This is a genomic window from Kitasatospora sp. NPDC057518 (assembly GCF_042802075.1).
Lineage (GTDB): Bacteria > Actinomycetota > Actinomycetes > Streptomycetales > Streptomycetaceae > Kitasatospora.
Map to the genome: position 1 here is coordinate 1 of NZ_JBHVEU010000066.1, position 26931 is coordinate 26931.

Consider the following 26931-nt stretch of genomic DNA (forward strand, 5'->3'; position numbering starts at 1 on the left):
CGTTCGACGGTGGTCCGGGCCCCGCCGGGACGGCCCTGGGGCCGGAGGATCAGCCCAGGTCGACCGAGCGCGCGAAGCGGGCGCCGATCTCGGCGGCGATCGCCGAGAGCACCTCCTGCGGGATCTCGGTGTCCACGGTGATGGAGGCCAGCGCGCTGCCGCCGTCGCGGGCGACCTGCATGCCGGCGATGTTGATGCCCGCGTCGCCGAGGTGGCGGCCGAGCACGCCGACCACGCCGGGGCGGTCCTCGTACTTGAAGAAGGCCATGTGGTCGGTGAGCGCCACGTCCACGTCGAAGGCGTCCACGCCGACGATCTTCTGGGTCTGCTTGGGGCCGGCCAGCGTGCCGGAGATGGCGATCTCCTCGCCGTTCCCGAGCGTGCCGCGGACGGTGATCACGTTGCGGTGCTCGAGGCTCTCGCTGGAGGTGGTCAGACGGACCTCGACGCCGCGCTCCTGGGCGAACAGCGGGGCGTTGACGTAGGACACCGTCTCCGCCACCACGTCCTCGAACACGCCCTTCAGCGCGGACAGTTCGAGCACCTTCACGTCGTGCTGGGTGATCTCGCCGCGGACCTCGACGTCGAGGCGGACGGCCACCTCGCCGGCCAGCGCGGTGAAGATCCGGCCGAGCTTCTCGGCCAGCGGCAGGCCCGGGCGGACGTCCTCGGCGATCACGCCGCCCTGGACGTTCACCGCGTCCGGCACCAGCTCGCCGGCCAGCGCGAGGCGCACCGAGCGGGCGACCGCGATGCCGGCCTTCTCCTGCGCCTCGTCGGTGGAGGCGCCCAGGTGCGGGGTGGCGACCACGTTGTCGAAGGCGAACAGCGGGGAGTCGGTGCACGGCTCCTTGGCGTACACGTCCAGGCCGGCGCCGGCCACCCGGCCCTCGCGCAGCGCGCTCGCCAGCGCCTCCTCGTCCACGATGCCGCCGCGGGCGGCGTTCACGATGCGGACGGTCGGCTTGACCTTGTGCAGCGCCTCGTCGCCGATCAGGCCGATGGTCTCCGGGGTCTTGGGGAGGTGGACGGTGATGAAGTCCGACACCTCCAGCAGCTCCTCCAGCGTGACCAGCTTGACGCCCATCTGCGCGGCGCGGGCGGCCTGGATGTAGGGGTCGTACGCGACGATCTTCATGCCGAACGCGGACATCCGCTGGGCGACCAGGACACCGATCCGGCCGAGGCCGACGACGCCGAGGGTCTTCTCGCTCAGCTCGACGCCGGTGTACTTGTTGCGCTTCCACTCGCCCTGCTTGAGCGCGGCGTTGGCCGGCGCGATGTTGCGGGCGACGGAGATCAGCAGGCCGCAGGCGAGCTCGGCGGCGGTGACGATGTTGGAGGTCGGCGCGTTGACGACCATCACGCCGGCCTTGGTGGCGGCGGCGACGTCCACGTTGTCCAGGCCGACGCCGGCCCGGGCGACCACCTTGAGCTTGCGGGCGGCGGCCAGCGCCTCGGCGTCGACCTTGGTGGCGGAGCGGATCAGGATCGCGTCGACGTCGGCGATCGCGGTGAGCAGCTCGGTGCGGTCGGCGCCGTTGCAGTGGCGGATCTCGAAGTCGGGGCCGAGGGCGTCGACGGTGGCGGGCGAGAGCTCTTCGGCGATCAGTACGACAGCGCTTTTGGAGGTCACAGTGCTCACGACAGTGGGTCCTTAACTGTCCGGTTCCCCCGGGCACGTAGGTGGCGTGGAGGGCGGGGGAAGGTGGCATGCCGCGTAGGTAGACGCACGACGCTGTGGGCCTGACGCGCACTCGGAGTGTATCGACGGGCTGGGTAGCGGGCTGCTCCCGTCCGGCGAAATCACCCGGACGAGAGCAGCCTACTTGTACAAGGACGTTACAAATTCGGGGCCGGGGAAACGGCCCGGAAGGGGTCAGGCGTTCTCGTTGACCCAGCTCATCAGCGAGCGCAGCTTCTTGCCGGTGGTCTCCAGCAGGTGGTCCTCGTCGGCCTTCTTGTACTCGTTGTACTTGGGCAGGCCCGCCTTGTACTCGGCGATCCAGGTGTTGGCGAAGGTGCCGTCCTGGATCTCGGCGAGGACCTGCTTCATCGCGGCCTTGGTGTCCGCGGTGATGATCCGCGGGCCGGTGACGTAGTCGCCCCACTCGGCGGTCTCGGAGACCGACCAGCGCATCTTCTCCAGGCCGCCCTCGTACATCAGGTCGACGATGAGCTTCAGCTCGTGCAGGCACTCGAAGTAGGCGATCTCCGGCTGGTAGCCGGCCTCGACCAGGGTCTCGAACCCGGCCTTCACCAGGGCGGCGGTGCCACCGCAGAGGACGGCCTGCTCACCGAACAGGTCGGTCTCGGTCTCCTCGGTGAAGGTGGTCTTGATGACGCCGGCCTTGGTGGCGCCCAGGCCCTTGGCGTAGGACAGCGCCAGCTCGAAGGCCTTGCCCGAGGCGTCCTGCTCGACCGCGACGATCGCGGGGACGCCGCGGCCCTCCTCGTACTGGCGGCGGACCAGGTGGCCCGGGCCCTTCGGGGCGACCATGCAGACGTCGACGTCCGCCGGGGGCTTGATGAAGCCGAAGCGGATGTTCAGGCCGTGGCCGAAGAACAGGGCGTCGCCGGCCTTCAGGTGCGGGGCGATGTCGGCCTCGTAGACGTCGGCCTGGATCGGGTCCGGGACCAGGATCATGATGACGTCGGCCTCGGCCGCGGCCTCGGCCGGGGTGACGACGCGCAGGCCGGCCTCCTCCGCCTTGGCACGGGACTTGGACTCCGGCTTCAGGCCGACCCGGACGTCGGCGCCGGAGTCGCGCAGCGACAGCGCGTGGGCGTGGCCCTGGCTGCCGTAGCCGATGACCGCGACCTTGCGGCCCTGGATGATGGACAGGTCGGCGTCGTCTTCGTAGAACAGCTCGGCCACGGGGGCACATCTCCTTGCGTGATGGGGTCCGGGTACGCGGTGTTCACCGTATGCGCACGCGGTGTGGTGTGGGTCTTTGCTTCAGGGATTGAGACGCGGAGGCGCGCTGTTCACGCGCTGCGGTCCAGGGCGCGCAGCGAGCGGTCCGTGATGGAGCGCGCGCCGCGGCCGATGGCGACCAGGCCGGACTGGACCAACTCCTTGATGCCGTAAGGCTCCAGCATCCGGAGCATGGCCTCCAGCTTGTCCGAGCTGCCAGTGGCCTCGATGGTCACCGCTTCCGGCGACACGTCGACGGTCTTGGCACGGAACAGCTGGACGATCTCGACGATCTGCGACCGGGTCTCGTTGTCGGCGCGGACCTTCACCAGGACCAGTTCCCGCTGGATCGCAGCGGACTGGTCGAGTTCGACGATCTTTATCACGTTCACGAGCTTGTTGAGCTGCTTGGTGACCTGTTCCAGCGGGAGGTCCTCGACGTTGACCACGATCGTCATCCGGGACACGTCCGGATGCTCGGTCGAGCCGACGGCGAGGGAGTCGATGTTGAAACCCCGACGGGAGAACAGGGCGGCGATGCGGGCGAGCACGCCGGGCTTGTTCTCGACCAGGACGGAGAGGGTGTGCTTGGACATGGGATTCCTCAGTCGTTCTGGAGAGGGGGACATCAGTCGAGGTCGTCGCCGAAGTCGGGGCGCACGCCCTTGGCGAACTGGATCTCGTCGTTGCTGGTGCCGGCCGCGACCATCGGCCAGACCATGGCGTCCTGGTGGACGATGAAGTCGATGACGACCGGGCGGTCGTTGATCTCCATCGCCTGCCGGATGACCGCGTCGAGGTCCTCGGGGCGCTCGCAGCGCAGGCCCACGCAGCCCATCGCCTCGGACAGCTTGACGAAGTCGGGGATCCGGGTGCCCTGGGCCGGCGGCTCGATGCCGTCGTGGCCGGGGCCGGAGTGCAGCACGGTGTTGGAGTAGCGCTGGTTGTAGAACAGCGTCTGCCACTGCCGGACCATGCCCAGCGAGCCGTTGTTGATGACCGCGACCTTGATCGGGATGTCGTTCAGGGCGCAGGTGACCAGTTCCTGGTTGGTCATCTGGAAGCAGCCGTCGCCGTCGATCGCCCAGACCGCGCTCTCCGGGCGGCCGGCCTTGGCGCCCATCGCCGCGGGGACGGCGTAGCCCATCGTCCCGGCGCCGCCCGAGTTGAGCCAGGTGCCCGGCTTCTCGAACCGGATGAACTGCGAGCTCCACATCTGGTGCTGGCCCACGCCCGCGGCGTAGATCGCCTCGGGGCCGACCAGCGTCCCGATCCGCTCGATGACCTGCTGCGGCGAGAGCCGCCCCTCCGGGGCCGGCTCGTAGCCGAGCGGGTAGGTCTTCTTCCACTCGTCGAGCCGCTCCCACCACTCGGTGTAGTCGCCCTTGTGGCCGGCGTCGAACTCGGCCTGGACGGCGACGATCAGGTCGGCGAGCACCTCGCGGGCGTCGCCGACGATCGGCACGTCCGCCGGGCGGTTCTTGCCGATCTCGGCCGGGTCGATGTCGGCGTGGACGACCTTGGCGTTGGGGGCGAAGCCGTCCAGCTTGCCGGTGACGCGGTCGTCGAAGCGGGCGCCGAGGGTGAACAGCAAGTCGGACTTCTGGAGCGCGGTGACGGCGGGGACGGAGCCGTGCATGCCGGGCATGCCCAGGTGCTGCGGGTGGCTGTCCGGGAACGCGCCGAGCGCCATCAGGGTGGTGACCACCGGGGCGCCGGTCAGCTCGGCGAGGATCCGCAGCTCGGCGGTGGCCCGCGCCTTGAGCACGCCGCCGCCGACGTACAGCACCGGCCGCTTGGCGCCGACCAGCATCTTCGCGGCCTCGCGGATCTGCTTGGCGTGCGGCTTGGTCACCGGGCGGTAGCCGGGCAGCGCGGTCTCGACCGGCCAGCGGAAGGTGGTGGTCGCCTGGAGCGCGTCCTTGGCGATGTCGACCAGGACCGGGCCGGGGCGGCCGGTGGCGGCGATGTGGAAGGCCTCGGCGATCACCCGGGGGATCTCGGCCGGGTCGGTGACCAGGTAGTTGTGCTTGGTGATCGGCATCGTGATGCCGCAGATGTCCGCCTCCTGGAAGGCGTCGGTGCCGATCGCCTTGGAGGAGACCTGGCCGGTGATCGCGACGACGGGCACCGAGTCCATGTAGGCGTCGGCGATCGGGGTGACCAGGTTGGTCGCACCCGGACCGGAGGTCGCCATGCAGACCCCGACCCGGCCGGTGGCCTGGGCGTAGCCGGTGGCGGCGTGGCCGGCGCCCTGCTCGTGCCGGACCAGGATGTGGCGCACCTTGACGGAGTCCATCAGGGGGTCGTACGCGGGAAGGATGGCGCCGCCCGGGATGCCGAAGACGGTGTCCGCGCCCACGGCCTCGAGGGAGCGGATGAGCGACTGGGCGCCGGTCATGGTCTCGACGACGTGCTGGGGAGCGGGAGCGTTGGCGGCCGGGTTGTCCCCGCGGCGGGGGGATGCGGCGTGCTCGGTCATCTGCCTGTCTCTTCTCGGGTTTTGCCGACCCGGTGCTGCGGGCCCCGTGCTGCGAGGGTGGGGTCCCGGTCCGGGTCGAGCGCCGGCTCTGCCTCGATCGTCCCGCTCGGTCCGACGGATCGGACGGGCCAGGGCGGTCGAGGCCAGGGGTCTTGCGGAGGTGGAACAGCGTCAGTGCAACAAAAAACCCCTCGTGCCCAAGGGCATGCGAGGGGTGGCGCGTCGGTCTGTCACGAGCAGGGCGTACGAGCCCACTCAGCCGACGCGCCCGCCAAGTACGAGAATTCGGGTGCGCATGGCAACGACCTTCCTCCCGTGCGGGGCGGCGTGTCAAGCAGGTGGGACGACCGTCTCGCCATGCGGACCACCCGGCGGGCCAGTAACGGCACGGTGTTCGGGCAGGTCAGAGCCGCCATGGTGATGTGCGCCACGCCCCGGCGCGGCGTCCGTCCGGCCGCTGCCGCGGCCACTCGTCCGGGTGTCCTCGGGGGCGGGCGGGCGGGTGTCCGCGGGCGGGTACGGGCGGCGGGCCGACAGCGGTCCGGCCGGGCCCGCCGGGGTGGAGACCGGGCCCGGCGACGTGGGCAGCGGGCCGGTCGGGGTGGGCAGCGGGTAGCCGCGGCGGGCCAGCGCCCGGCGCAGCCGGGGCTCGTCCAGCGGCGGGGCGAAGGCCGAGCCCTGGGCCTGCCCGCAGCCCAGCTCCCGCAGCGCGGCGACCTGGCGGGGCAGGTCCACCCCCTCGGCGGCGGTGGTCATCCCGAGGTCGCGGCCGAGCCGCAGCGCGTGCCCGGCGAGGGTGCGGCTGAGCGGGGACTCGCCGAGGTCCTGGACGAGCGTGCGGTCCAGCTTGAGCCCGTCCAGCGGCAGCCTGGCGAGCGCGCCGAGCGAGCCGCCGCCCGCGCCGTACCCGGCCAGCCAGGTGGAGACACCGAGCCCGCGCAGGGCGGAGAGCCGGCGGCCGAGTTCGTCGGCGAGCGAGTCCGGGCCCATCCGGGCCACCTCGATGACCAGTTCGTCGGCGGGCAGCCCGCTGTCGCGCAGCGCCGAGGCCACCGTCTCGTACAGGCCGGGCGAGCAGAGCCGCTCCACCGAGAGCCGGACGGCCACCGGGACGGGCTCCGGCGTGCCGCGGCCCCTGCCGCCGGGCAGGCCGCGCCGCTCGACGGCCGCGCTGACCGCCTCCAGGACCAGCCAGCGGGAGAACCGGGTGGCCGCGTCGCCGTGCTCGGCCGAGCGCAGGAACTCGGCCGGGGTGAGCAGCAGGCCGCCCACCGAGCGCCAGCGGGCCTGCGCCTCGACGCCGGTCACCGCGCCGCTGCCGAGGTCCACCACGGGCTGGTGGAGCAGGGTGAAGCCGCCCTCCCGGACGGCCAGCCGCAGCCGCTCCTCCAGCTCGGTGCGGCGCTCCAGGTCAGCCCGCATCGCGGGGGTGTAGAGCACCACCCGGCCCTTGCCCTCGGACTTGGCCCGGTACATCGCCAGGTCGGCGTTGCGCATCAGCTCGTCGGCCGCGGTTCTGGGGTCGGCCGCCGGGCCGCGTTCGGGGGTGCCGAAGGCGATGCCGATGCTGGCGGCGACGCCGAGTTCGGCGCCGCCGATCCAGTACGGCTCGGAGAGGGCGAGGCGCAGCCGCTCGGCCAGCTCCTGGACCTGGAGGCGGCCGAGCGGGCCGCAGACCAGCGCGGCGAACTCGTCGCCGCCGAACCGGGCGACGGTGTCCCCGCAGCGGACGGCGCTCTGCAGCCGGCGGGCCGCCTGCACCAGCAGTTCGTCGCCGACCTGGTGCCCGGCGGTGTCGTTGACCGCCTTGAAGCCGTCCAGGTCGATGAAGAGCACCGCGATCCCGGCGCCCGTCCCGCCCTGCTGGCCACGGGCGCCGAGGGCGGCCCGCAGCCGCTGGGTGAACAGCGCCCGGTTGGGCAGGTCGGTGAGCGGGTCGTGGAAGGCGTTGTGCTGCAACTGGGCCTGGAGCATGACGCGTTCGGTGACGTCCCGGCTGTTGAGCAGCAGGCCGTCGCGGTGTCTGCTGACGGTCGACTCGACGTACAGCCACTCGCCGGCGCCGGAGCTGATCCGGCACTCGACCCGGGCGGAGGGCTCGGCGGTGCCGGGGCTGCGGTGGGTGGTGAGCCGGACCCTGGCGAGGTAGCGGCGGACCTCGGAGAGCACCCGGCCGACGTCCTCGGGGTGGACCAGGTCCAGCAGGTTGCCGCCGACCAGCTCCTCCGGGTCCCGCCCGTAGACGCCGAGCGCGGCCGGGGAGACGTAGGAGAGCACGCCGTTGGCGCCGGCGATCATGATGACGTCGCTGGAGCCCTGCACCAGGGAGCGGAAGTGCGCCTCCTTGTGGGCGAGTTCCTGCGCCAGCGACAGGTTGTCGAGCAGCATGACGCCCTGCCGGAGGATCAGCGCCAGCCCGACGGTGCAGGCCGCCGCGGCCACCACACGGTCCAACTCCCGTCCGCCGAGGGCGTTGTAGAGAATGCCCGCGGTGCAGACCGCGGCGGCCGCGTACGGGGTCAGCGCGCTGAAGGTGGTCGCCACCCGGCGGTGCGGCAGGCCGCCGGCCGAGGGGTGGTCGCGCAGCGGACGGCGCCAGCGCGGCGACCACGGCGCCCAGCCCAGCAGCAGGCTGCCGGCGAACCAGCCGGCGTCCAGCAGTTCGCCCGAGTGGTAGCTGCTGCGCAGCTCCGGGGAGGTGAACAGGGCGTCGCAGGTGACGGTGACGGCGAGCGCCAGCATCGCGGTGTGCACCGCCGCCCGGTTGCCGTCCCGGCCGCCGAAGCGCAGCCCGACCACCAGGCTGACCAGCAGGATGTCCAGCACCGGGTAGGCCAGGTTGAGGGCCAGGCGCAGCGGTGAGCCGTCCTCGCCGGCCGCGATCCGGCCGAGCGCCAGGCTCCAGCTGAGGGTGAACAGCGAGCCGGCGATCAGCCAGCCGTCGAGCAGCAGGCAGAGCCAGCCGGCCGCCGTGCGCGGGTGCTGGGCGAGCACCAGGACACCGGTGATGGCGAGCGGGGCGAACAGCAGGAAGGCGTACTCGGCGAGCGAGTCCCGGGGCAGCGGGGTGCGCACGACCAGCTCGTACCAGCCCCAGGTGCCGTTGCCGAAGGCGACCATGAGCGAGGAGAGGCCGAACAGCAGCCAGGCCGGGCGGGCGTGGCCGCCGACCGTACAGCCGTACACCAGGCAGGACAGCGCGGCCGCCAGGGCCGCCGCGGCCAACCCGAAGTCGCCCATGAAGACGGACAGTTGGTGCGATCCCCAGCCGGCGGCGGCGCCGGTCGCGTAGGCCACGCAGAGCGCGCCCAGGGCGAACCCGGGCAGCGTACGGCTCACCCCGGGCCGGTACAGCGGGCCGCGGCGGGCGGGTGCGGGCACGTCGGCGGCGGACGTGTCGGTGTGCGGTGCGTCCGGCCGTCCGGTTCCGGGCAGCACCGTTTCGGTGGAGCTCACTCGGCCTCTCCCCCTCCGGCCCGGGGCCTCGCGCCCCGGCCACGGGCCACCGGCCGCGCACCTGTCGGACGTACGCGGTGGCCTGGCGCCCCGTCAGGACGGTGGCCCAGGGGGTGGGCGGCCTGCCGGCCGCCGCACCGTACCGATGCTCCCAAAATGGACCCTACACCAATCCCGTCACTCAATGACACGCACACTCAACTTAGAGTAATGGCGAAAGGGTGGGGAAATGCCCCTGATTCCTACGGATCGGCCCGGTTGGCGGCGGCGCGCGGGCAGGGGCTCACGCGGCGCGCACGGGAGCACGCGGCGGCGCCCGAACACCGGTGCCAGGGTGGACGATCCGTGTTGCCGGGGCGGACGGACAGCGGACCCGGCCCGGCCGGGGCCGGTCCGGGTCCGTCGTGGCGCCCAGTTCAGTGGGGCCCTGCTCAGCGGGGCCCTGTCCAGTGGAGTCCTGTTCAGCGGAGTCCTGTTCAGCGGGGCCCTGTTCAGCGGCCCGAGGGGGCCAGGTCCTCCGGGAACAGCCGCAGCCGGTGCGCCAGTGCGGCCGCCTCGCCCCGGCCGCCGACCCCGAGCTTGCCGAGGATGTTGGAGACGTGCACGCTCGCGGTCTTCGGAGAGATGTACAGCTCCTCGGCGATCTGCCGGTTGGTCCAGCCGCGCGCGAGCAGCCGGAGCACGTCCCGCTCCCGGGGGGTGAGGTTGAAGGAGTCCCCCGCGGCCTGGGCCGGCACCGCGGCCGTCCCCCCGCCCGCCCGTCCGGCCGTCCGCCCGGCCGGGGCGAGGCTCAGCCCGGCCCGCTCGGCCAGCGCGGCGATCTGCCCGCCGAGCAGCCGGTCGCCCCGGGCGGCCGCCAGTTCGGCCGCCTCGCGCAGCAGTTCGGCGGCGGCCTCGCGCCGGCCGGCCTGTACCTCGGCCTCGCCGGCCCGCAGCAGGGCGAGCGCCAGCGGGAACGGCAGGCCGGTCGGCCGCAGCGCCTCGACGGCGGCGGCCCACCCCTGCGGGGTATCCGCGCCCTCGGCGCGGGCCAGTTCGGCCTCCAGCAGCCGGGCCCAGCCGTGGTGCAGCGGCGCCCGGGGCCGCAGTGCGGCGGCGGCCGCGGCGATCGCGGCCAGCGCCCCGGCCCGGCCCGCCTCGGCCTGCGGCAGGCCCCGGCTGTCCGCCTCCACCGCGGCGGCCTCGGTCAGCAACGGGTAGACGTCGGACTCGTGGCCGAGCCGGCCGTCCTCCTCCAGCGCGGCGAGCAGTTCGGCCCGGGCCTCCAGCGGCCGGCCGCCGAGCGCCGCGAGCCGCACCGCCAGCCGGCTGATCGGCACGCTGTGCTGGACCTGGCCGACCCGGTTGGCCGACCGGGCCTGCGCCAGCATCGTCCCCGCGGTGGCCAGGTCCCCCTTGAGCAGGGCGAGTTCGCCGCGCATCCGGTCCAGGAACTCGGCGTGGGTGCCGGTCGGGCTGGCCGCCTCGTAGCCGACCAGCACCTCGGTGGCCTCCCGGGCCCGCCCGAGGTCGGCGAGCGCCTCGACCAGGTTGCCGGTCAGGATGGCGCCGATGTTGCGCAGCAGGCCGTTGCCGTTCGCGTACTCCAGGCCCTCCCGGGCCAGTCGGACCGCGTCCTCGGGGTGCCCGAGTCCGCGCTGCATGCTGGCCAGGTTGTTGATGCCGCGCAGCAGCAGGTCGGGCACGCCCAGCCGGCGGGCCCGTTCGACCGCCCCGGCGAGCTCGGCCAGCCCGCCCTCGGCGTCGCCCTGGACGTCGTAGCGCAGGCCGCCGAGGGTCATCCGGGCGTGCACCTCGACCGAGTGCGCGCCCACCTCCTCGGCGATCCGGATCGCCCGCTCGGCCAGCTCGATCGCCGCCGGGGTGGGCTTCTTGAGCATCGCCGTCCCGGCGCCGAGCGCGAGCACCTCGGCCTGGACCGCGGTCGGCGGCAGGTGCTCCACCAGCCGCAGCGCGTTCGCGATCTCCTCCTCGTCGCCGGAGCGGCGCAGGCTGCCCAGCATCCGGGCCCGGTTGATCCGGAACCAGGCCGCGCGCACCGGGTGCTCGGCCTCGTCGACCAGCCGCAGCCCGCGCTTGGCCAGGCTCAGGCCGCGCTCGCGGTCGCCGCAGCGCCGGGCCGCGACCACCGCCTCGGCCAGCACGTCGACCAGCTGGATCCGGTCGCAGTCCCCGTCCGCGGTGCTGTGGTCGCAGGAGCCGGGCGGGTAGGTCTCGGCCCAGTCGTACGGGCGCAGGGTGTGCGCCAGCACCTCCTCGGAGACCAGGTCCCACAGCTCCAGGGCGCGTTCCAGCATGCCGAGCTGCTCGGCGAAGGCGTTGCGGCGGCGGGCCGCGCGGGCGGCGTCCAGGGCCGTCGGCAGGGCGCGGGCCGGATCGTGCGCGTGGTACCAGTAGTTGGCCAGCCGGGCGGCCAGCGCGTCACCGGGGACCAGCTGCGGCTGGGCCTCCACCGCGAGCGCGAACCTGCGGTTGATCCGGTGCCGTTCACCGGGCAGCAGGTCGTCCGAGACCGCCTCGCGGACCAGCGCGTGGCGGAACCGGTAGCCCTCGCCCTCGCTGTCCGGGCGCAGGATGTTGGCGCCGACGGCCGCCCGCAGCGCCTCGATCAGCGCCTCCTCGTCGTCGTCCAGGACGGCGGCCAGCAGGGCGTGTTCGACGTGCGAGCCGCCCTCGGCGGCGATCCGCACCACCCGCTGGGCCTCCTCGTCCAGGCCCTCGACCCGTACCAGCAGGATGTCCCGCAGCGAGTCGGTCAGCCCGGCGCCGAAGCCGTCCTCGAAGGCGGTGGCCAGCTCCTCGACGAAGAACGGGTTCCCCTCCGAACGGCGGTGGATGCGGTCCACCAGCTGGCGGTCGGGGACGGTGGTGCCGAGGATGCCGGCCAGCTGGGCGGCCACCTCGCGGCGGTCGAACCGCGCCAGCTCCAGCCGCTGGACGGTGCGCAGCCGTTCGAGCTCGGCCAGGAAGGGGCGCAGCGGGTGCCGGCGGTGCAGGTCGTCGGTGCGGTAGGTGGCGACCAGCAGCACCCGGGAGCGGTGCAGGGTGCGCACCAGGAAGGCGAGCAGCTCGCGGGTGGAGCGGTCGGACCAGTGCAGGTCCTCGACGGCGAGGACGAGAGTACGCTCCGCGCCGAGCCGTTCGAACAACCTCGCGGTGTGCTCGAACAGCCGGGCCCGGCTGTACTCGTCGTTGGGTTCGCCGTCCACCTCGCCGAACTCGGAGAGCAGCAGGGCGAGATGGCTCTCGCTGCCGGCCGCGGCGGCCTCCAGTTCGGCGCCCAGCGAGCGGTGCAGCCGGCGCAGCGCGGCGGCCAGCGGCGCGTACGGCAGGCCCTCGGCGCCGACCTCCAGACAGCTGCCGAGCGAGGTGACCGCCCCCTGGGCGGCGGCCCGCTCCAGGAACTCCTCCAGCAGCCGGGTCTTGCCGACCCCCGCCTCGCCGCCGATCAGGACGGACTGCGGGCTGCCGGTGCCCGCGCGGCGCAGCGCGTCGGTCAGCTCGGTGATCTCGCTTCCGCGGCCGACGAAGACGGGGCTGACCGATGTGTGCTGCATGGAGGCGAGCATGCCATAGCCGGTGGGGCCCGGCCGAGGGGTTATCTCCCCTGGCGAACGGGTCGAAGGGCCCGAACGCCCGGAGGGGGAGACGCTCACTCGCAGCGTCTCCCCCTCCGGAGTTCCTTCGGCACCGTCGTGGTGCCGCACCGTCAGCATTCGGGCCGACGCACGGGGCGCCGCTGGAAGCGGGCGGCCACCGGGCGCTGCCGCAGGCGGCGGGCCTCCTTGGCCTCGCGCACCAGGCGCTCGTGCTCGGCGCGGGCCACGAGCTCGTGGGCCTGTTGCTGGAAGGTCTGGTACTCGATCATTTCCGGTTCCCCCTCGGGTTTTCCACTGCGTCCTGCTGACAGGTAAGAGCTTCCTCCGCCAGTGGGGGGTGCCGCATCGGGAGCCTGCCGCATCTTCCGGGGCCCGGATGCCTTAGATCGGGCGCAGATCGGGCGCCAGAAAAGGTTTAAGGCCCCGCCTCACCCAGATACATAGGTGAGGCGGGGCCTTAGGCCTTACTTAGAGGGCCTTAGATGCCTTAGGCGCCTTAGGAAGGAAGGGCTGACGACCTAGGCTGCGCCCAGCCGCTCCAGGATCAGGTCCTTCACGCGGGCGGCGTCGGCCTGGCCGCGGGTGGCCTTCATGACCGCGCCGACCAGCGCGCCCACGGCCTGGACCTTGCCGTCGCGGATCTTGGCGGCGATCCCCTCGTTCTCGGCGATGGCCTGGTCGACGGCGGCACCCAGCGCGGAGTCGTCCGAGACCACGGCCAGGCCGCGCTTCTCGACGATCGCGTCCGGCTCGCCCTCGCCGGCCAGCACGGCCTCGATGACCTGGCGGGCCAGCTTGTCGTTCAGCTTGCCCTCGGCGACCAGCGCGGCGACCCGGGCGACCTGCGCCGGGGTGATCGGCTGCTCGCTCAGCTCGGTGCCGGTCTCGTTGGCGCGGCGCGCCAGCTCGCCCATCCACCACTTGCGGGCCTGGTCGGCCGGGGCACCGGCCGCGATGGTCTCCTGGATCGGGCCCACCGCACCGGCGTTGAGCACCGACTGCATGTCCTTGTCGGACAGGTCCCACTCGGCCTGGAGCCGGGCGCGGCGCACCCGCGGCAGCTCGGGCAGGGCGGCGCGCAGCTCCTCGACCCACGCACGGGCGGGGGCCACCGGCACCAGGTCCGGCTCGGGGAAGTAGCGGTAGTCCTCGGCGTTGTCCTTGATCCGGCCCGAGGTGGTGGAGCCGTCCTCCTCGTGGAAGTGGCGGGTCTCCTGGACGATGGTGCCGCCGTCGGTCAGCACGGTGGCGTGGCGCCGGATCTCGAACCGGGCGGCCCGCTCCACGCTGCGCAGCGAGTTGACGTTCTTGGTCTCCGAGCGGGTGCCGAAGGTCTCGGTGCCGTTCGGGCGCAGCGACAGGTTGACGTCGCAGCGCATCTGGCCCTTGTCCATCCGGGCCTCGGAGACGTCGAGCGAGCGGATCACCTCGCGCAGCTCGGCGACGTACGCCTTGGCGACCTCGGGGGCGCGCTCGCCGGCGCCCTCGATCGGCTTGGTGACGATCTCGATCAGCGGGATGCCGGCCCGGTTGTAGTCGAGCAGCGAGTGGGTGGCGCCGTGGATGCGGCCGGTGGCCCCGCCGACGTGGCTGGACTTGCCGGTGTCCTCCTCCATGTGGGCGCGCTCGATCTCCACCCGGAAGGTCGAGCCGTCCTCCAGCTGCACGTCGAGGTAGCCGTTGAAGGCGATCGGCTCGTCGTACTGCGAGGTCTGGAAGTTCTTGGGCATGTCCGGGTAGAAGTAGTTCTTCCGCGCGAACCGGCACCACTCGGCGATCTCGCAGTTCAGCGCCAGGCCGATCTTGACCGCCGACTCCACGCCGACCGCGTTGACCACCGGCAGCGAACCCGGCAGGCCCAGGCAGGTCGGGCAGGTCTGGCTGTTCGGCTCGGCGCCCAGCTCGGTCGAGCAACCGCAGAACATCTTGGTCTTGGTACCCAGCTCGACGTGGACCTCAAGGCCCATCACCGGGTCGTACGACGCGAGAGCGTCCTCGTAGGAGACCAGGTTCATGACGCTCACAGCGTCCCTTCTCACTTGAAGCTTGGGAGGTACGGGCCCGGCCGCCGCGTCGCGCGGGGCCGGGCCTGGGCGCTTGACTCAGCTCAGCCCAGCAGCACGTCGTCGGAGCCCAGCTGACGCAGCTCGCGCACCAGCAGGGCGGTGCCGGTGACCAGCGCGGCCGCGCCGACCAGGGCGTTGACCAGCTTGAGGGTGTCGCTCTCCTCGCGGGCCTTGCGGACGTCCTTGACGACGGAGATCGCGCCGAACGCGCTGGTGCCGATGGACAGCCACAGGCCGGGCTTGGAGTGCTTGAAGCCCTTCAGCGAGCCGGAGCCCTTGGCCTTCTCGATCTTGCTCACAGTGCCGGTGCCTCCTCCAGCAGGGTGTGCCCCCACTTGTCGTTGAGTGCGGCCTCGACGGCGCCGCCCACGCGGTACAGGCGGTCGTCCGCCATCGCGGGTGCGATGATCTGGAGGCCGACCGGGAGATTGTCCTCCGGGGCCAGGCCGACCGGCAGCGACATGGCCGCGTTGCCCGCCAGGTTCGACGGAATCGTGCACAGGTCGGCCAGGTACATCGCCATCGGGTCGTCGGCGCGCTCGCCGATCGGGAAGGCGGTGGTCGGCGTGGTCGGCGAGACCAGGACGTCCACGCCCGCGAAGGCCGCGTCGAAGTCGCGCGAGATGAGCGTGCGGACCTTCTGGGCCGAGCCGTAGTAGGCGTCGTAGTAGCCCGAGGACAGCGCGTAGGTGCCCAGGATGATGCGGCGCTTGACCTCGGGGCCGAAGCCGGCCTCGCGGGTCAGGGCGGTGACCTCCTCGGCCGAGCGGCTGCCGTCGTCGCCGACCCGCAGGCCGTAGCGCATCGCGTCGAAGCGGGCCAGGTTGGAGGAGCACTCGCTGGGCGCGATCAGGTAGTACGCCGGCAGCGCCAGGGTGAACGACGGGCAGGAGACCTCGACGACCTCGGCGCCCAGCTCGCGCAGCAGCTCCACCGACTCGTTGAAGCGCTGCATCACGCCGGCCTGGTAGCCCTCGCCGGCGAACTCCTTGACGACGCCGATCCGCATGCCGCGGATGTCGCGCATCTTCGCGGCCTCGACGACGGCCGGGACGGGCGCGTCGATCGAGGTGGAGTCCAGCGGGTCGTGGCCGGCGATGGCCTCGTGCAGCAGGGCCGCGTCCAGCACGGTGCGGGCGCACGGGCCGCCCTGGTCCAGGCTGCTGGAGAAGGCGACCAGGCCGTAGCGGGACACCGAGCCGTAGGTCGGCTTGACGCCGACGGTGCCGGTGACGGCGCCGGGCTGGCGGATCGAGCCGCCGGTGTCGGTGCCGATCGCCAGCGGGGCCTCGAAGGCGGCCAGCGCGGCGGCCGAACCGCCGCCGGAGCCGCCGGGGATGCGGGAGAGGTCCCACGGGTTGCCGGTCGCGCCGTACGCGGAGTTCTCGGTGGAGGAGCCCATCGCGAACTCGTCCATGTTGGTCTTGCCGAGGATGACCACGTCAGCGTCCTTGAGACGGCTGGTCAGCGTGGCGTCGTACGGCGGGATCCAGCCCTCGAGCATCTTCGAACCACAGGTGGTCGGGATGCCCTTGGTGGTGAAGACGTCCTTGAGCGCGAGCGGGACGCCGGCCAGCGGGCCCAGCTCCTCGCCCTTGGCGCGCTTGTCGTCCACGGCCTTGGCCGCGGCCAGCGCGCCCTCGGTGTCGACGTGCAGGAAGGCGTTGACCTTCTTGTCGACGGCTCCGATGCGGTCCAGGTGGGCCTGCGCGACCTCGACGGCGGACACCTCGCCCTTGGCGATGGCGCTCGCGGTCTCGGCGGCGGTGTAGCGGATCAGCTCGGTCATATCGGTCAGTCCTCCCCGAGGATCTGCGGCACACGGAAACGCTGCTCCTCGGAGGCGGGGGCGCCGGACAGCGCCTGCTCCGGGGTGAGCGACGGCCGCACCTCGTCCGCGCGCATGACGTTGGTCAGCGGCAGCGGGTGGGAGGTCGGCGGGACGTCCTGTCCGGCGACCTCGGAAACGCGGGCGACCGCGCCGATGATCACGTCGAGCTGCTCGGCGAAGTGGTCCAGCTCTTCGGGCTTCAGCTCAAGACGCGACAGCCGGGCGAGGTGGGCGACCTCCTCGCGCGTGATGCCAGGCATGCAGCGATCCTCAGGGTGAGTTCTGGTGAGACCCGGCGGTGCCTTGCGGGCGGAGCCGGGCCCGGGCAGGAGCAGCCGGGTTCGGCGCTCCGTCCTCGTGGTCTTTGGACCCCATCCTATGGGGCCCGTCCCCTACCCCGGCCAACGAGTGATCCGCGGCGGCCGTCGCCGACACCTGTCACGCCCGTCGCCGGCTCCCGTCGCGGCCCGGCGGCGGCGTCCGGCGGGCTACTGCGGCCGGGTGCGGGCCCAGCCCTGCGGCTTGATCTCCCGGTGCGCGGCCTGCACCACCTGGGCCACCGGCGGCAGCGTGGGCGGGATGACCGGCGGCCGGACCGGCGGGAGCGTCGTCGGCGGCAGTGCCGGCGGCCTGGCCGCCGGGCCGATCGGCTTGGCGCCCTGGGCCGGCTGGAAGCCGGCGTGCAGCTGGGGCGGCAGGCCGAGCCGCTCCACCGGCGGGGCGCCGGTGCGGTGCACCCGCAGCCAGGCGGTGGCCTGCTCGGCCGGCAGCGCGGCCGACACCAGCCAGCCCTGGACGGCGTCCACGCCCATGCAGTGCAGCCGCTCCCAGGTCTCGTCGTCCTCGACGCCCTCGGCGACCACGGTCAGGCCCAGCGAGTGGGCGAGCTCCACCGAGCAGCGGACCACCGCCGCGTCGTGGTCGTCGGCGACCATCCGGGAGACGAAGGAGCGGTCGATCTTCAGCTCGCCGACCGGCAGGCTGCGCAGCCGCACCAGCGAGGAGTGCCCGGTGCCGAAGTCGTCCAGGGACATCCCGACGCCGTAGCCGCGCAGTTCGGCCAGGGTGTCGGCGGCCCGCCGGGAGTCGTCCAGCAGCAGCCGCTCGGTGATCTCCAGCTGGAGCGCGTGGGCCGGCACCTGGTGGCGGACGAGGTGGCCGGCCACCCGCTGGGCGAAGCCGGGGTTGAGCACGTCGCGCGGCGAGACGTTGACCGCGACCTGCACCTGGAGGCCCTGCTCGCGCCAGTAGGCGAGCTGGCCGACGGCCGCCTCCAGCACGTAGTCGGTGAGCCGCGGCATCAGGCCGCTGGACTCGGCGAGCCCGACGAACTCGTCCGGCGAGACCTTCCCCTGGCCTGGCCGCTCCCAGCGCAGCAGCGCCTCCAGGCCGACCACCCGGCCGTCGAAGGCCACCTTCGGCTGGTAGTGCAGCTGCACCTCGCCGGTCTCCAGCGCCCGGCGCAGGTCCCCCAACAGCCCGATCCGGTACGGCGTGTCGGCGTCCTGGGTCTCGTCGTACTGGGCGACGCCGCAGCAGCCGCGCTGGGCGTGGCCCATCGCGACGTCGGCCCGGCGCAGCAGCGACTCGGCGTCCTGGGCGTGCTGCGGGTAGACGCAGACGCCGCCGCTGGCCTCCAGGACGAGCAGCAGCCCGTCCAGCCGGATCGGGGCGGCCAGTTCGGCGATCAGCGCCTTGGCGACCCGCTCCAGGCTGTCCGGGCAGTTGATGCCGGGCAGCAGGACGGCGAACTCGTCGCCGCCCATCCGGGCCACCATCGGGCGGCCGCGGCGGTAGTGCCGGGGCAGGCCGGCGAAGACGTCGTCGATGGACTCCCGGGTGGCGCTGCCGGCCGGGCCGCCGGAGCGCAGGGCCCGGTGCAGCCGGCGGGCGATGTGAACCAGCAGCCGGTCGCCGGCCGTATGACCGAGTGTGTCGTTGAGCGATCGGAAGCGATCGAGGTCGAGCAGGATGAGACCGACGCTGTACCCCTGCTCACACTCCGCAATCGCCTCCTGGGCGGCCAGCAGCAGGGCCTGACGGTTCGGCAGATCCGTCAGCGGGTCGGTCAGTTGGTCGCGGGCGCGGTCCCGGGCGATCCGCCAGGCCGCCACCAGCACCGCCAGGGGCACGGCGAACAGCGGCAGCAACTCGGGTTCGTACCGGTAGACCAGGACGGCCAGCGGGATGAGCGGCGCGGCTCCGGCCAGCAGCACGCCGAGCAGCAGGACCGCACCCGCCACCCCCTGCGGCGGGCGTGTGGGCGCACCGCCGGTCGTACGATCCATAAGCCCTGTCCTCCGTCGGGCCCGCCCCGTCAGGCCGCCTTACGGTGAGGCACCGTGCCGGTACCGACAGCTGCCGGGCATGGAGCGACCCCGTGGAACTCCGGTCCAGCCGGCGCCCCCACCCCTGCTGACACTCTGTTGCGCTCCAGGGTATGCCGGGGTCCACCCGGTGGGCAGACTTTCGGACAACCGGAAACGCGCCACCGCGCCCGGGTGCCGCACAGTGACACAATGCCCGCTTTCACGGTGCGGCACCCGGTGACGTTGCATCAGGACGATAACAACACCGATCCGGTCATCAGCCGATCGGGGCGGCTCCGGATCAGTCCTCGACAGTCTCCCCCGCCGCCTCTCCGGCCTCCTCGGGCTCCGGAAGCCCCAGGTGGGCGCGGGCGGCGGACGGCCCGTCGGCGAGCAGGACGGTGAACCCCGCGTCGTCCAGGACCGGCAGGCCGAGCTGAACAGCCTTGTCGTACTTGGACCCTGGGTTGTCACCAGCGACCACAAAATCGGTCTTTTTCGAAACCGAACCGGTCACCTTCGCTCCGCGCGAGGTCAGCGCCTCCTTGGCGCCGTCCCGGGTGTGGCCGGCCAGCGTGCCCGTCACCACCACGGTCAGCCCCTCCAGCGGGCGCTCCGACTCCTCCTCGTCCGCGAACTCCTCGGTGAAGCGGACGCCGTCCGCCTCCCAGTTCCGGAGGACCTCCTTGTGCCACTCCTCCGCGTACCACTCCTGGATCGAGCGGGCGATCGTCGGACCGACCCCCTCGACGGCCGCCAGCTGCTCCTCGCTCGCCTCGAAGATCTTCGTCAGGTCGCGGAACTCCCGGGCCAGCGCCTGCGCGGCGACCGGGCCGACGTGCCGGATCGACAGACCGTTGACGAACCGCCACAGCGGCCGCTGCTTCGCCGCCTCCAGGTTGTCGATCAGGGCCTGCAGCGACTTCTTCGGCTCGCCCTTGGTGGTGGCGAAGAAGAAGACCTCCTTCTCCTTGCCCGTCTTGTCGTCCAGCTTCGGCATGCCCGTCTTCGGGTCCCGGACCAGCACCTTGATCGGCAGCAGCTTCTCCCGCGTCAGCCGGAAGATGTCGGCCTCGTTGCGCACCGGCGCCTCGGCCGGCTCCAGCGGCTGGGTCAGCGCGGTGGCCGCGACGTAGCCCAGCCCCTCCACGTCCAGGCACTGCCGCCCCCCGAGGAAGGCGATCCGCTCCCGGATCTGGGCCGGGCAGCGCTCCGCGTTCGGGCAGCGCAGATCGATGTCCCCCTCGGCCATCGGCCGCAGCTCACTGCCGCACTCCGGGCAGTGCGAGGGCATCACGAAGGCCTGCTCGGTGCCGTCCCGCAGGTCGTACACCGGGCCGAGGATCTCCGGGATGACGTCGCCCGCCTTGCGCAGCACCACGGTGTCCCCGAGCAGCACGTCCTTGGCCTTGACGATCTCCTGGTTGTGCAGCGTCGCGTACTGCACCATCGAGCCGGCCACCTTCACCGGCTCGGCCAGCACCGCGTACGGGGTGGCCCGGCCGGTGCGGCCGATGCCGACCTTGATCTCCGCCAGCCGGCCGGTGACCTCCTCCGGCGGGTACTTCCAGGCGATCGCCCAGCGCGGCGACTTGGAGGTGGCGCCGAGCCGGCCCTGCAGGGCGATCTCGTCCACCTTCACCACCACGCCGTCGATCTCGTGCTCGACCGAGTGCCGCTGCTCGCCGAAGTGCTTGATGAACGCCCGCACCTCGGCGAGCGTCCCCACCACCCTGTTGTGCCGGGCCGTCGGCAGGCCCCAGTCGTGCAGCAGCCGGTAGGCGTGCGACTGGTTGTCGATGTCGAAGCCGACCCGGGCGCCGATGCCGTGCACCACCATGTGCAGCGGGCGGGAGGCGGTGACGTGCGGGTCCTTCTGGCGCAGCGAACCGGCGGCGGCGTTGCGGGGGTTCATGAACAGCCGGATCATCGCCCGGGGCCGCTTGCCCTCCCTGGCGCGCTCCTCGTTCTCCTGCCGGCGCCGCTCGTTCTCCTCCGCGAAGGAGGCGTTGAGCGCGTCGAACTCCTCCGTCGGGAAGTAGACCTCGCCGCGGATCTCCACCAGCTCCGGGACGTTCTCGCCCTTGAGCCGGTGCGGGATCTCCTTGATGGTGCGGACGTTCGCGGTGATGTCCTCGCCGACCCGGCCGTCGCCGCGCGTCGCCGCCTGCGTCAACTGCCCGTTCTCGTAGGTGAGGTTGACGGCCAGGCCGTCCACCTTCAGCTCGCACAGGTAGTGGTAGTCGATGCCGTGCAGCTCGGTGGCGACCCGCTCCGCCCAGGCCGCCAGCTCCTCGTCGTCCATCGCGTTGTCCAGGCTGAGCAGCCGCTCACGGTGCTCGACCTCGGCGAACAGCACGGTGGGGGCGCCGCCGACCCGCTGCGTCGGCGAGTCCGGGGTGACCAGGGCCGGGTGCTCGGCCTCGATCCCCTCCAGCTCCCGCATCAGCACGTCGAACTCGGCGTCGCTGACGACCGGCGCGTCCTGCTCGTAGTACCGGGCCCGGTGGTCGGTGATCTCCGCCGCCAGCTCGGCGTGCCGCCTGCGCACCTCCGCCGGGACGTCCTCCCAGCCCTCGACAGCCGTCACCGCAAGCCCTCCTACGTTCTCATTCCGGGTTGTCCACCAGGCTCTGTGCCGCCCGCGCCGCGGACGACAGCGCCCTGCGCGCGTACGCCGGGGAGGCCCCGGCCAACCCGCAGGTCGGCGTCACCAGCACGCGACGGCCCAGCAGCTCCGGGGCGAACCCGAGCCTGCGCCACAAGGTCCTGACACCCTGGACACTACCGGCAGGGTCGGACACTGCCTGGTCAGTGGCGGGGACGACACCAGCGAGGATCATCGTGCCGCCCTCCACCGCCTCGCCGAGATCGTCGTCCTGGCGCTCGGTGAGGAGGGAGAAGTCCAGCGAGATCCCGGCGACCCCGGCCCGGCGCAGCAGCGGGACCGGGACGTCCGGCGCGCAGGAGTGCACGACGACCGGCGCGTCCAGGCCCCCGACCACCTCGCGCAGCACCTCCTCGGCGACCTGCCGGTCGACCGAGCGCAGCCGCTGGAAACCGCTCGCGGTCTTCACCGACCCCGACAGCACGGCCGGCAGCGAGGGCTCGTCGAGCTGGAGGACCACCTCCGCGCCGGGCACCCGCCTGCGGACGTCCGCGAGGTGGCGGCGCAGGCCCTCGGTCAGCGAGCCGGCGATGTCCCGGCAGGCACCGGGGTCGGAGAGCGCCTTCTCCCCGTGCTTGAGCTCGATGCTCGCCGCCAGCGTCCACGGGCCGACGGCCTGGACCTTGACCGCCCCCTGGTAGCCCTGGGTGAACTCCTCCAGCGCGTCCAGGTCCTCGCCGAGCCAGGAATGGGCGCGCCGGGTGTCCCGGCCCGGACGGTCGGTGAACCGCCAGCCGCTCGGCTCGGTCTGCGCGAACAGCTCGACCAGCAGGCCGGCGCCGCGGCCGATCATGTCCGCGCCCGGCCCGCGCGCGGGCAGCTCGGGCAGGAACGGCAGGTGCTCCAGTGCCCCGGTGGAGGTCTTGGCGGCCTCCCGGGCGTCGGTACCGGGCAGCGAACCGACACCGGTGGCGGCGCCACGCAGGTCGGGGAAGGGATGTGGGGTGCTCACCCGCCCGAGCCTACTCAGCCGGACGGCCCCGGCGCCGAGCACGGGGCTCGGCACCGGGGCCGTCGGGGTGGGGCGGGGGTTCAGTAGCTCTCGGCACCGAACTCGTCGACCACGAGGTGCAGCGGAGCACCGCTCGCGTTGTAGAGCGACACCTTGCCGTCCTTCACCGGGACGACCACCTGGTTGGCGATGCTCTCGCCGGGCAGGAAGTTCAGGTTCGAGGCGTTCGGCGCCACGTCACCGTGCGGGTAGACGGTCAGGTGGCCCTCAGCGCCCGGCTCGGTGACCGTCACGTTCAGGGTCACCGCAGCGACGCTCGGCGAGACGTTGATCGGGATGTCCTGGGTGCCCCAGGCCGGGACGGTGCCCTTGGGTCGGGTCTCCCACGGCCACTCGGGCCACTGAGTGATCTGCCGGGTGTCGAGGATCCGGACCGGCCCGGCCGGGCGGTAGGTGACCTTGCCCTCGGTGGCGTAGTAGCCGGCCAGGTCGGCGACCAGTTGCACCGCACCGCCGGAGGCGTTGTAGAAGGACACCTTCCCGTCCTTCACCGGCACCGTCACCAGATTCGGAATCGTCCGCCCGGCAGTCCAGTTCAGGTTCGACGAGCTGGGCGCAGCATCACCGTGCGGGTACACCGTGAGGTGTCCGTCGGCCTGCGGATCGGCCACCGTCACGTTCATCGTCACCGCCGTCACACCCGACACCGGAACCCCCGCCACACCGGTGGCCGGCAGGTCGATCGTGCCCCAGGCCGGCACTGCCTGCGCCACCGGAACGCCGATCGGCGCACGCGTGTCCAGCAGCCGCGTCGGGCCCTGGGCGTGGAACAGCGACCCCTTCGGGTTGTCGCTGTAGTAGCCCGCCAGGTCCGCGATCAGGTGCGCCGTGCCGCCGGAAACGTTGTAGAACGACACCTTGCCGTTCCGTACCGGCACCGTCACCTGGTTCGCGATCGTCCGCCCGGCCGACCAGTTGAGGCTCGACGAGTCCGGCGCCGACGTGCCGCTCGGGTACACGGTCAGGTGGCCGTCCTGCTGTGGATCGGTGACCGTCACGTTCATCGTCACAGCAGCGACACCGCTCGCCGGGATGCCGGCCACGCCCTCCAACTGGAGGTCGACGGTGCCCCCGGCCGGAACCGCCTGGGCCACGGGGACGCCGATCGCCGCACGGGTGTCCAGCAGACGCGTCGGACCAGCCGGGGTGAAGGTGCTGCCGACGTCCGTCCGCTCGGCCGCGCCACGGTCACGGATGCCACTGCCGGTACCGATGTTGGCGGTGAGCGGGTCGTCCACCGCGGAGGCCCCACTGATGTCGGTCGGCAGCATGCCCGGGGCGTTCTCGTCCGCCGAGTCGATCCGGTGGTCGACCGGCGCGAACGGGCCCCTCGCCCAGTTCGTCGACTCGACGAAGTCGTGCGTCCCCTGACCTGTGGCCGTGGTGAACGCCTGCTGGCTCTGGTAGGTCGCCCCGCTCCAGTTGTAGGCCGCACCGCCGCTGCCGCTCGGGTCGACCAGGTTGTAGTCGGCTTTGGTGCCCACGGTGGCGCTCGCCCCGATGGTGAGCCCGGTGGCGGCGGCCGGATCTGCGCACCGGTCCCGCGATTCGGTCACCACGTTGTTCTCGACCACCGCGCCCGACGACGTGCCGTCCAGAACGATCCCCGCAGAGCACACCGGTTCGACGGTGTTGGCCACCACGACGGTGTTCGGGGCGTCCTTGACCACGATGCCGGTCAGACCTCCGGCGCTGACGTTCCGGAACACGTTGGTGGTCAGGATGGTCCCGGTGGAACCACCGTCGACCTGAACGGCCGGGCCCCACCCGTACTTGTACTCGCTCCGGGCCCAGGTCACCTTGTCGGAGGAATTGGTGATACGGACCCCGCTGCCCCAGACCGCGACGTTCGTGAACGAGACGTCGTGCCCGCCGTCGACCACCACGGCCGAGCGCATGGTGCTCACCACTGCCAGGTTTTCGAACCGCAGGTGGTCGGCGCCCTTGACAGTGATGGTGTTGTCCTGATTACCCGGACCTCCGACGAGCCGGACACCGCCGCTCTTGCTACGGAAGGTGATCGGGGCCTCAGTGGTCCCGGAGCGGGTCAGGGACAACGCGGTGTCACGGTACTCGGCTGCGGCGATCTCGACCGTCTGTCCCGGCTGGACGGCGGCCGCAGCCGCGCCCACGGTGCAGAACGGAGCCGACTGGGTACCCGTGCCACCATCCGTGCAGTGCGCGTAGGTGGCGTTGTCGACGTAGAGCGTGCCGCCGGCCGCGGCCGCGCCGCTCGCGGAGACGGCCGGCAGGCCGACCGCCCCGAGCAGCGTCACGCCGGCGGCGAGAGCTGTACGGAATCTGGAAATGGGAACCCCCCAGGGCACTTTGAAACACTTGTGACGCATTTCGACCCCCCGGCGTCGGGAATAGATCGTCCGGAGAGCGTCCGGATCATTCCACGGCGCGGGAACCGGCGCCAAGGAGGTTTCCGCGAACCTCTGGACCGGACGGCGACGGCCCCCGGGACCGGGCACGGGGCCTGGTTCCGGGGGCCGTTCGTACGGAGCGGGGTCAGTACGCCTGGTAGCCGAACCTGTCGACCACGAGGTGCAGCGGGGCGCCGCTGGCGTTGTGGAAGGAGACCTTGCCCTTGCTGACCGGGACGACCACCTGGTTGGCGACGGTCTCCCCGGGCAGGAAGTTGAGGTTGGAGGCGTTGGGCACCGTGTCGCCCTGGGGGTAGACGGTGAGGTGGCCTTCGGCGCCGGGCTCGACGGCCGTGACGTTCAGGGTCATTCCGGCGAGGTAGGGGTAGTTCACGAGGTCGAGGGTGAGGGTGCCCCAGGCGGGGACGGGTGCGCTGCCGCCCGGCTGGACGCGGGTGTCCAGGAGCCGCTCGGGGCCATCGGGGTGGTAGCTGATCCTGCCCTCGGCGGTGTGGTAGCCGGCGAGGTCGGCGATCAGGTGCACGGTGCCGCCGGAGGCGTTGTAGAAGGACACCCTGCCGTCCTTCACCGGGACGGTCACCAGGTTCGGGGCGGTCCGGCCGGCCGTCCAGTTGAGGTTGGAGGCGTTCGGGCGCTGGTCGCCGTGCGGGTGGACGGTGAGGTGGCCGTCGGCCTGCGGCTCGGTGACCGTGACGTTCATCGTCACGGCGGTGACGCCCTCGGCCGGGACGCCCGCGAGGCCCGCGACCGGGAGGTCGACGGTGCCCCAGGCGGGCACGGCCGCCGCCGACGGCACGCCGATCGGCGCCCGGGTGTCCAGCAGCCGGGTCGGGCCGGCCGGGGTGAACGCGCTGCCGACGAAGGACCGTTCGGTCGCGCCGCGGTCGCGGGTGCCGCTGCCCGTACCGGTGTTGGGCACCGTCGGGTCGTCGACGGGCGCCCTGCCCTCGGAGTCGGTCGGGAGCATGCCCGGGGCGTTCTCGTCCGCCGAGTCGACCTTGGGGTCGGCCGGCGCGTCCGGGCCCCGGTCCACCAGGCTGGGCGCCACGATGTCGTGCTCCCCCTGGCCGGTGGCCGCGGTGAAGGCCTCCTGCGAGGTGTACGGGCTGCCGGCCCAGCTGTAGGCCGGGCCGCCGCTGCGCGGGTCGACCACGTTGTAGTCGACCTTGCTGCCGGCGGTGGCGTCCGGCCCGACGGTGATGCCGATGGCGTCGGCGGACCTGGCGCCGCAGGCCCGCGGGCCGTTCGCGCTGTTCACCACGTTGTTCTCGACCACCGCGCCGGCCGAGCCGCCGTCCAGCACGATGCTCCGGGAGCAGGGCGCGTTGACGGTGTTGGCCACCACCACGGTGTTCGGGGCGTCCTTCACCACGATGCCGGGCACGGTCCCGGGTCCGGACCCGGGCTTGTACACCTGGTTGGTGGTCACGACCGTGCCGGTGGAGCCGCCGTCCACGGTGACCGCCGGGTCCTGGTAGGAGCCGATCCTGCCGCGTGCGAAGCGCACGTCGGCGGAGCCGTTGGTGACGTGCAGGGTGGCGCCCTCGGCGATGGTCACCTGGTCGAAGGAGACGTCGCGGGCCCCGTCCACCAGGAGGGTGCTCTTCGGGGCCGCGGTGAGGTAGAGGTTCTCGAAGCGCAGGTGGTCGGCGCCCCGGACGACGAACCCGTTGACGGGAGTCTTCTGGTCGCCGATCATCGGGCCCGAGCCCCCTGGGCCGGTGACGCCGCGGACGGTGATCGGCGCCCCGGCGGTGCCCGACCGGGTGAAGGTCAGGTCCTCGGGGTACGTGCCCTCGCCGATCTCGACCGTCTGGCCCGGCTGGACGGCGGCCAGCGCCGGAGCGATGGTGCAGTACGGCGCCGACTCGGTGCCGGTGCCGCTGTTGGTGCAGCCGGTCGTGCGGTGGACGTGGAGGGTGGTGCCCGCCGCGGCCGCGCCGCCCGCGGAGACGGCCGGCAGGCCGACCGTCCCGAGCAGCGTCGCACCGACGACGAGAGCCGTACGGATTCTGGACAAAAGGAGCCCCCCTGGGCGCTGTTGAGCTTTGGTGACGCTTTTGCCCTCGCTTGATCCGTCCTTGATCGACTTGAGGGCGGAGCGGATCATTCCACAGTCGAACGGTCGTGTCAGTACGTCGCACGGGCCGCCGCCGTACGCGAACGGCCCCCGGAACCGAGCGCGGGGCTCGGTTCCGGGG

16 protein-coding genes are annotated in these 26931 nt (G+C 72.5%); all 16 read right to left on the reverse strand.

Annotated features, from left to right (window positions below):
* Positions 1-49: 49 nt before the first annotated feature.
* The 16 genes from serA to ACFU7Z_RS09745 all read right to left on the reverse strand — a co-directional run bounded on the left by serA (position 50) and on the right by ACFU7Z_RS09745 (position 26750).
* Positions 50-1636: a phosphoglycerate dehydrogenase gene (gene serA / locus ACFU7Z_RS09670; RefSeq protein WP_049657950.1), complete on the reverse strand. Its 1587-nt coding sequence runs from the start codon at positions 1634-1636 to the stop codon at positions 50-52.
* 243 nt (positions 1637-1879) lie between these two features.
* Complete coding sequence (gene ilvC, locus ACFU7Z_RS09675) at positions 1880-2878, reverse strand: ketol-acid reductoisomerase (RefSeq protein WP_049657948.1); 999 nt, start codon at positions 2876-2878, stop codon at positions 1880-1882.
* Positions 2879-2988: 110 nt separating this feature from the next.
* Positions 2989-3513 (reverse strand): acetolactate synthase small subunit, encoded by a 525-nt coding sequence (gene ilvN / locus ACFU7Z_RS09680; protein ID WP_049657946.1) that lies wholly within the window; start codon positions 3511-3513, stop codon positions 2989-2991.
* Positions 3514-3545: 32 nt separating this feature from the next.
* Positions 3546-5399 carry an acetolactate synthase large subunit gene (locus ACFU7Z_RS09685; protein ID WP_049657944.1) on the reverse strand — a complete coding sequence of 618 codons (1854 nt, stop codon included), beginning with the start codon at positions 5397-5399 and terminating at the stop codon, positions 3546-3548.
* A gap of 330 nt (positions 5400-5729) precedes the next feature.
* Positions 5730-8738 (reverse strand): putative bifunctional diguanylate cyclase/phosphodiesterase, encoded by a 3009-nt coding sequence (locus ACFU7Z_RS09690; RefSeq protein ID WP_380777156.1) that lies wholly within the window; start codon positions 8736-8738, stop codon positions 5730-5732.
* Positions 8739-9346: 608 nt separating this feature from the next.
* Positions 9347-12412, reverse strand: coding sequence for an AAA family ATPase (locus ACFU7Z_RS09695; protein WP_380777151.1), 3066 nt, complete (start codon positions 12410-12412; stop codon positions 9347-9349).
* A gap of 152 nt (positions 12413-12564) precedes the next feature.
* Positions 12565-12723: a hypothetical protein gene (locus tag ACFU7Z_RS09700; RefSeq protein ID WP_158077676.1), complete on the reverse strand. Its 159-nt coding sequence runs from the start codon at positions 12721-12723 to the stop codon at positions 12565-12567.
* Between the two features lie 249 nt (positions 12724-12972).
* Complete coding sequence (gene gatB, locus ACFU7Z_RS09705; RefSeq protein ID WP_049657772.1) at positions 12973-14478, reverse strand: Asp-tRNA(Asn)/Glu-tRNA(Gln) amidotransferase subunit GatB; 1506 nt, start codon at positions 14476-14478, stop codon at positions 12973-12975.
* Between the two features lie 83 nt (positions 14479-14561).
* Positions 14562-14819, reverse strand: coding sequence for a hypothetical protein (locus ACFU7Z_RS09710; protein ID WP_049657770.1), 258 nt, complete (start codon positions 14817-14819; stop codon positions 14562-14564).
* Entirely contained in the window at positions 14816-16309 is a 1494-nt protein-coding gene (gatA, locus tag ACFU7Z_RS09715) for an Asp-tRNA(Asn)/Glu-tRNA(Gln) amidotransferase subunit GatA (protein ID WP_380777152.1), read from the reverse strand. Before gatA ends, ACFU7Z_RS09710 begins: the two co-directional genes overlap by 4 nt.
* Positions 16310-16314: 5 nt before the next feature.
* Positions 16315-16611 (reverse strand): Asp-tRNA(Asn)/Glu-tRNA(Gln) amidotransferase subunit GatC, encoded by a 297-nt coding sequence (gene gatC / locus ACFU7Z_RS09720; protein ID WP_049657766.1) that lies wholly within the window; start codon positions 16609-16611, stop codon positions 16315-16317.
* Between the two features lie 228 nt (positions 16612-16839).
* Positions 16840-18639 carry a bifunctional diguanylate cyclase/phosphodiesterase gene (locus ACFU7Z_RS09725; protein WP_079271897.1) on the reverse strand — a complete coding sequence of 600 codons (1800 nt, stop codon included), beginning with the start codon at positions 18637-18639 and terminating at the stop codon, positions 16840-16842.
* A gap of 322 nt (positions 18640-18961) precedes the next feature.
* The gene (gene ligA / locus ACFU7Z_RS09730) at positions 18962-21250 is read right to left on the reverse strand and encodes an NAD-dependent DNA ligase LigA (RefSeq protein WP_380777153.1); all 2289 of its coding nucleotides are present in this window, start codon (positions 21248-21250) and stop codon (positions 18962-18964) included.
* A gap of 19 nt (positions 21251-21269) precedes the next feature.
* Positions 21270-22280 carry a methionine synthase gene (locus ACFU7Z_RS09735; protein WP_234348454.1) on the reverse strand — a complete coding sequence of 337 codons (1011 nt, stop codon included), beginning with the start codon at positions 22278-22280 and terminating at the stop codon, positions 21270-21272.
* Between the two features lie 80 nt (positions 22281-22360).
* Positions 22361-24616, reverse strand: coding sequence for a right-handed parallel beta-helix repeat-containing protein (locus ACFU7Z_RS09740; RefSeq protein WP_380777154.1), 2256 nt, complete (start codon positions 24614-24616; stop codon positions 22361-22363).
* Positions 24617-24854: 238 nt separating this feature from the next.
* A complete protein-coding gene (locus ACFU7Z_RS09745) occupies positions 24855-26750 on the reverse strand; it encodes a right-handed parallel beta-helix repeat-containing protein (protein ID WP_380777155.1) in 1896 nt (631 codons plus the stop codon).
* Between the last annotated feature and the right edge of the window lie 181 nt (positions 26751-26931).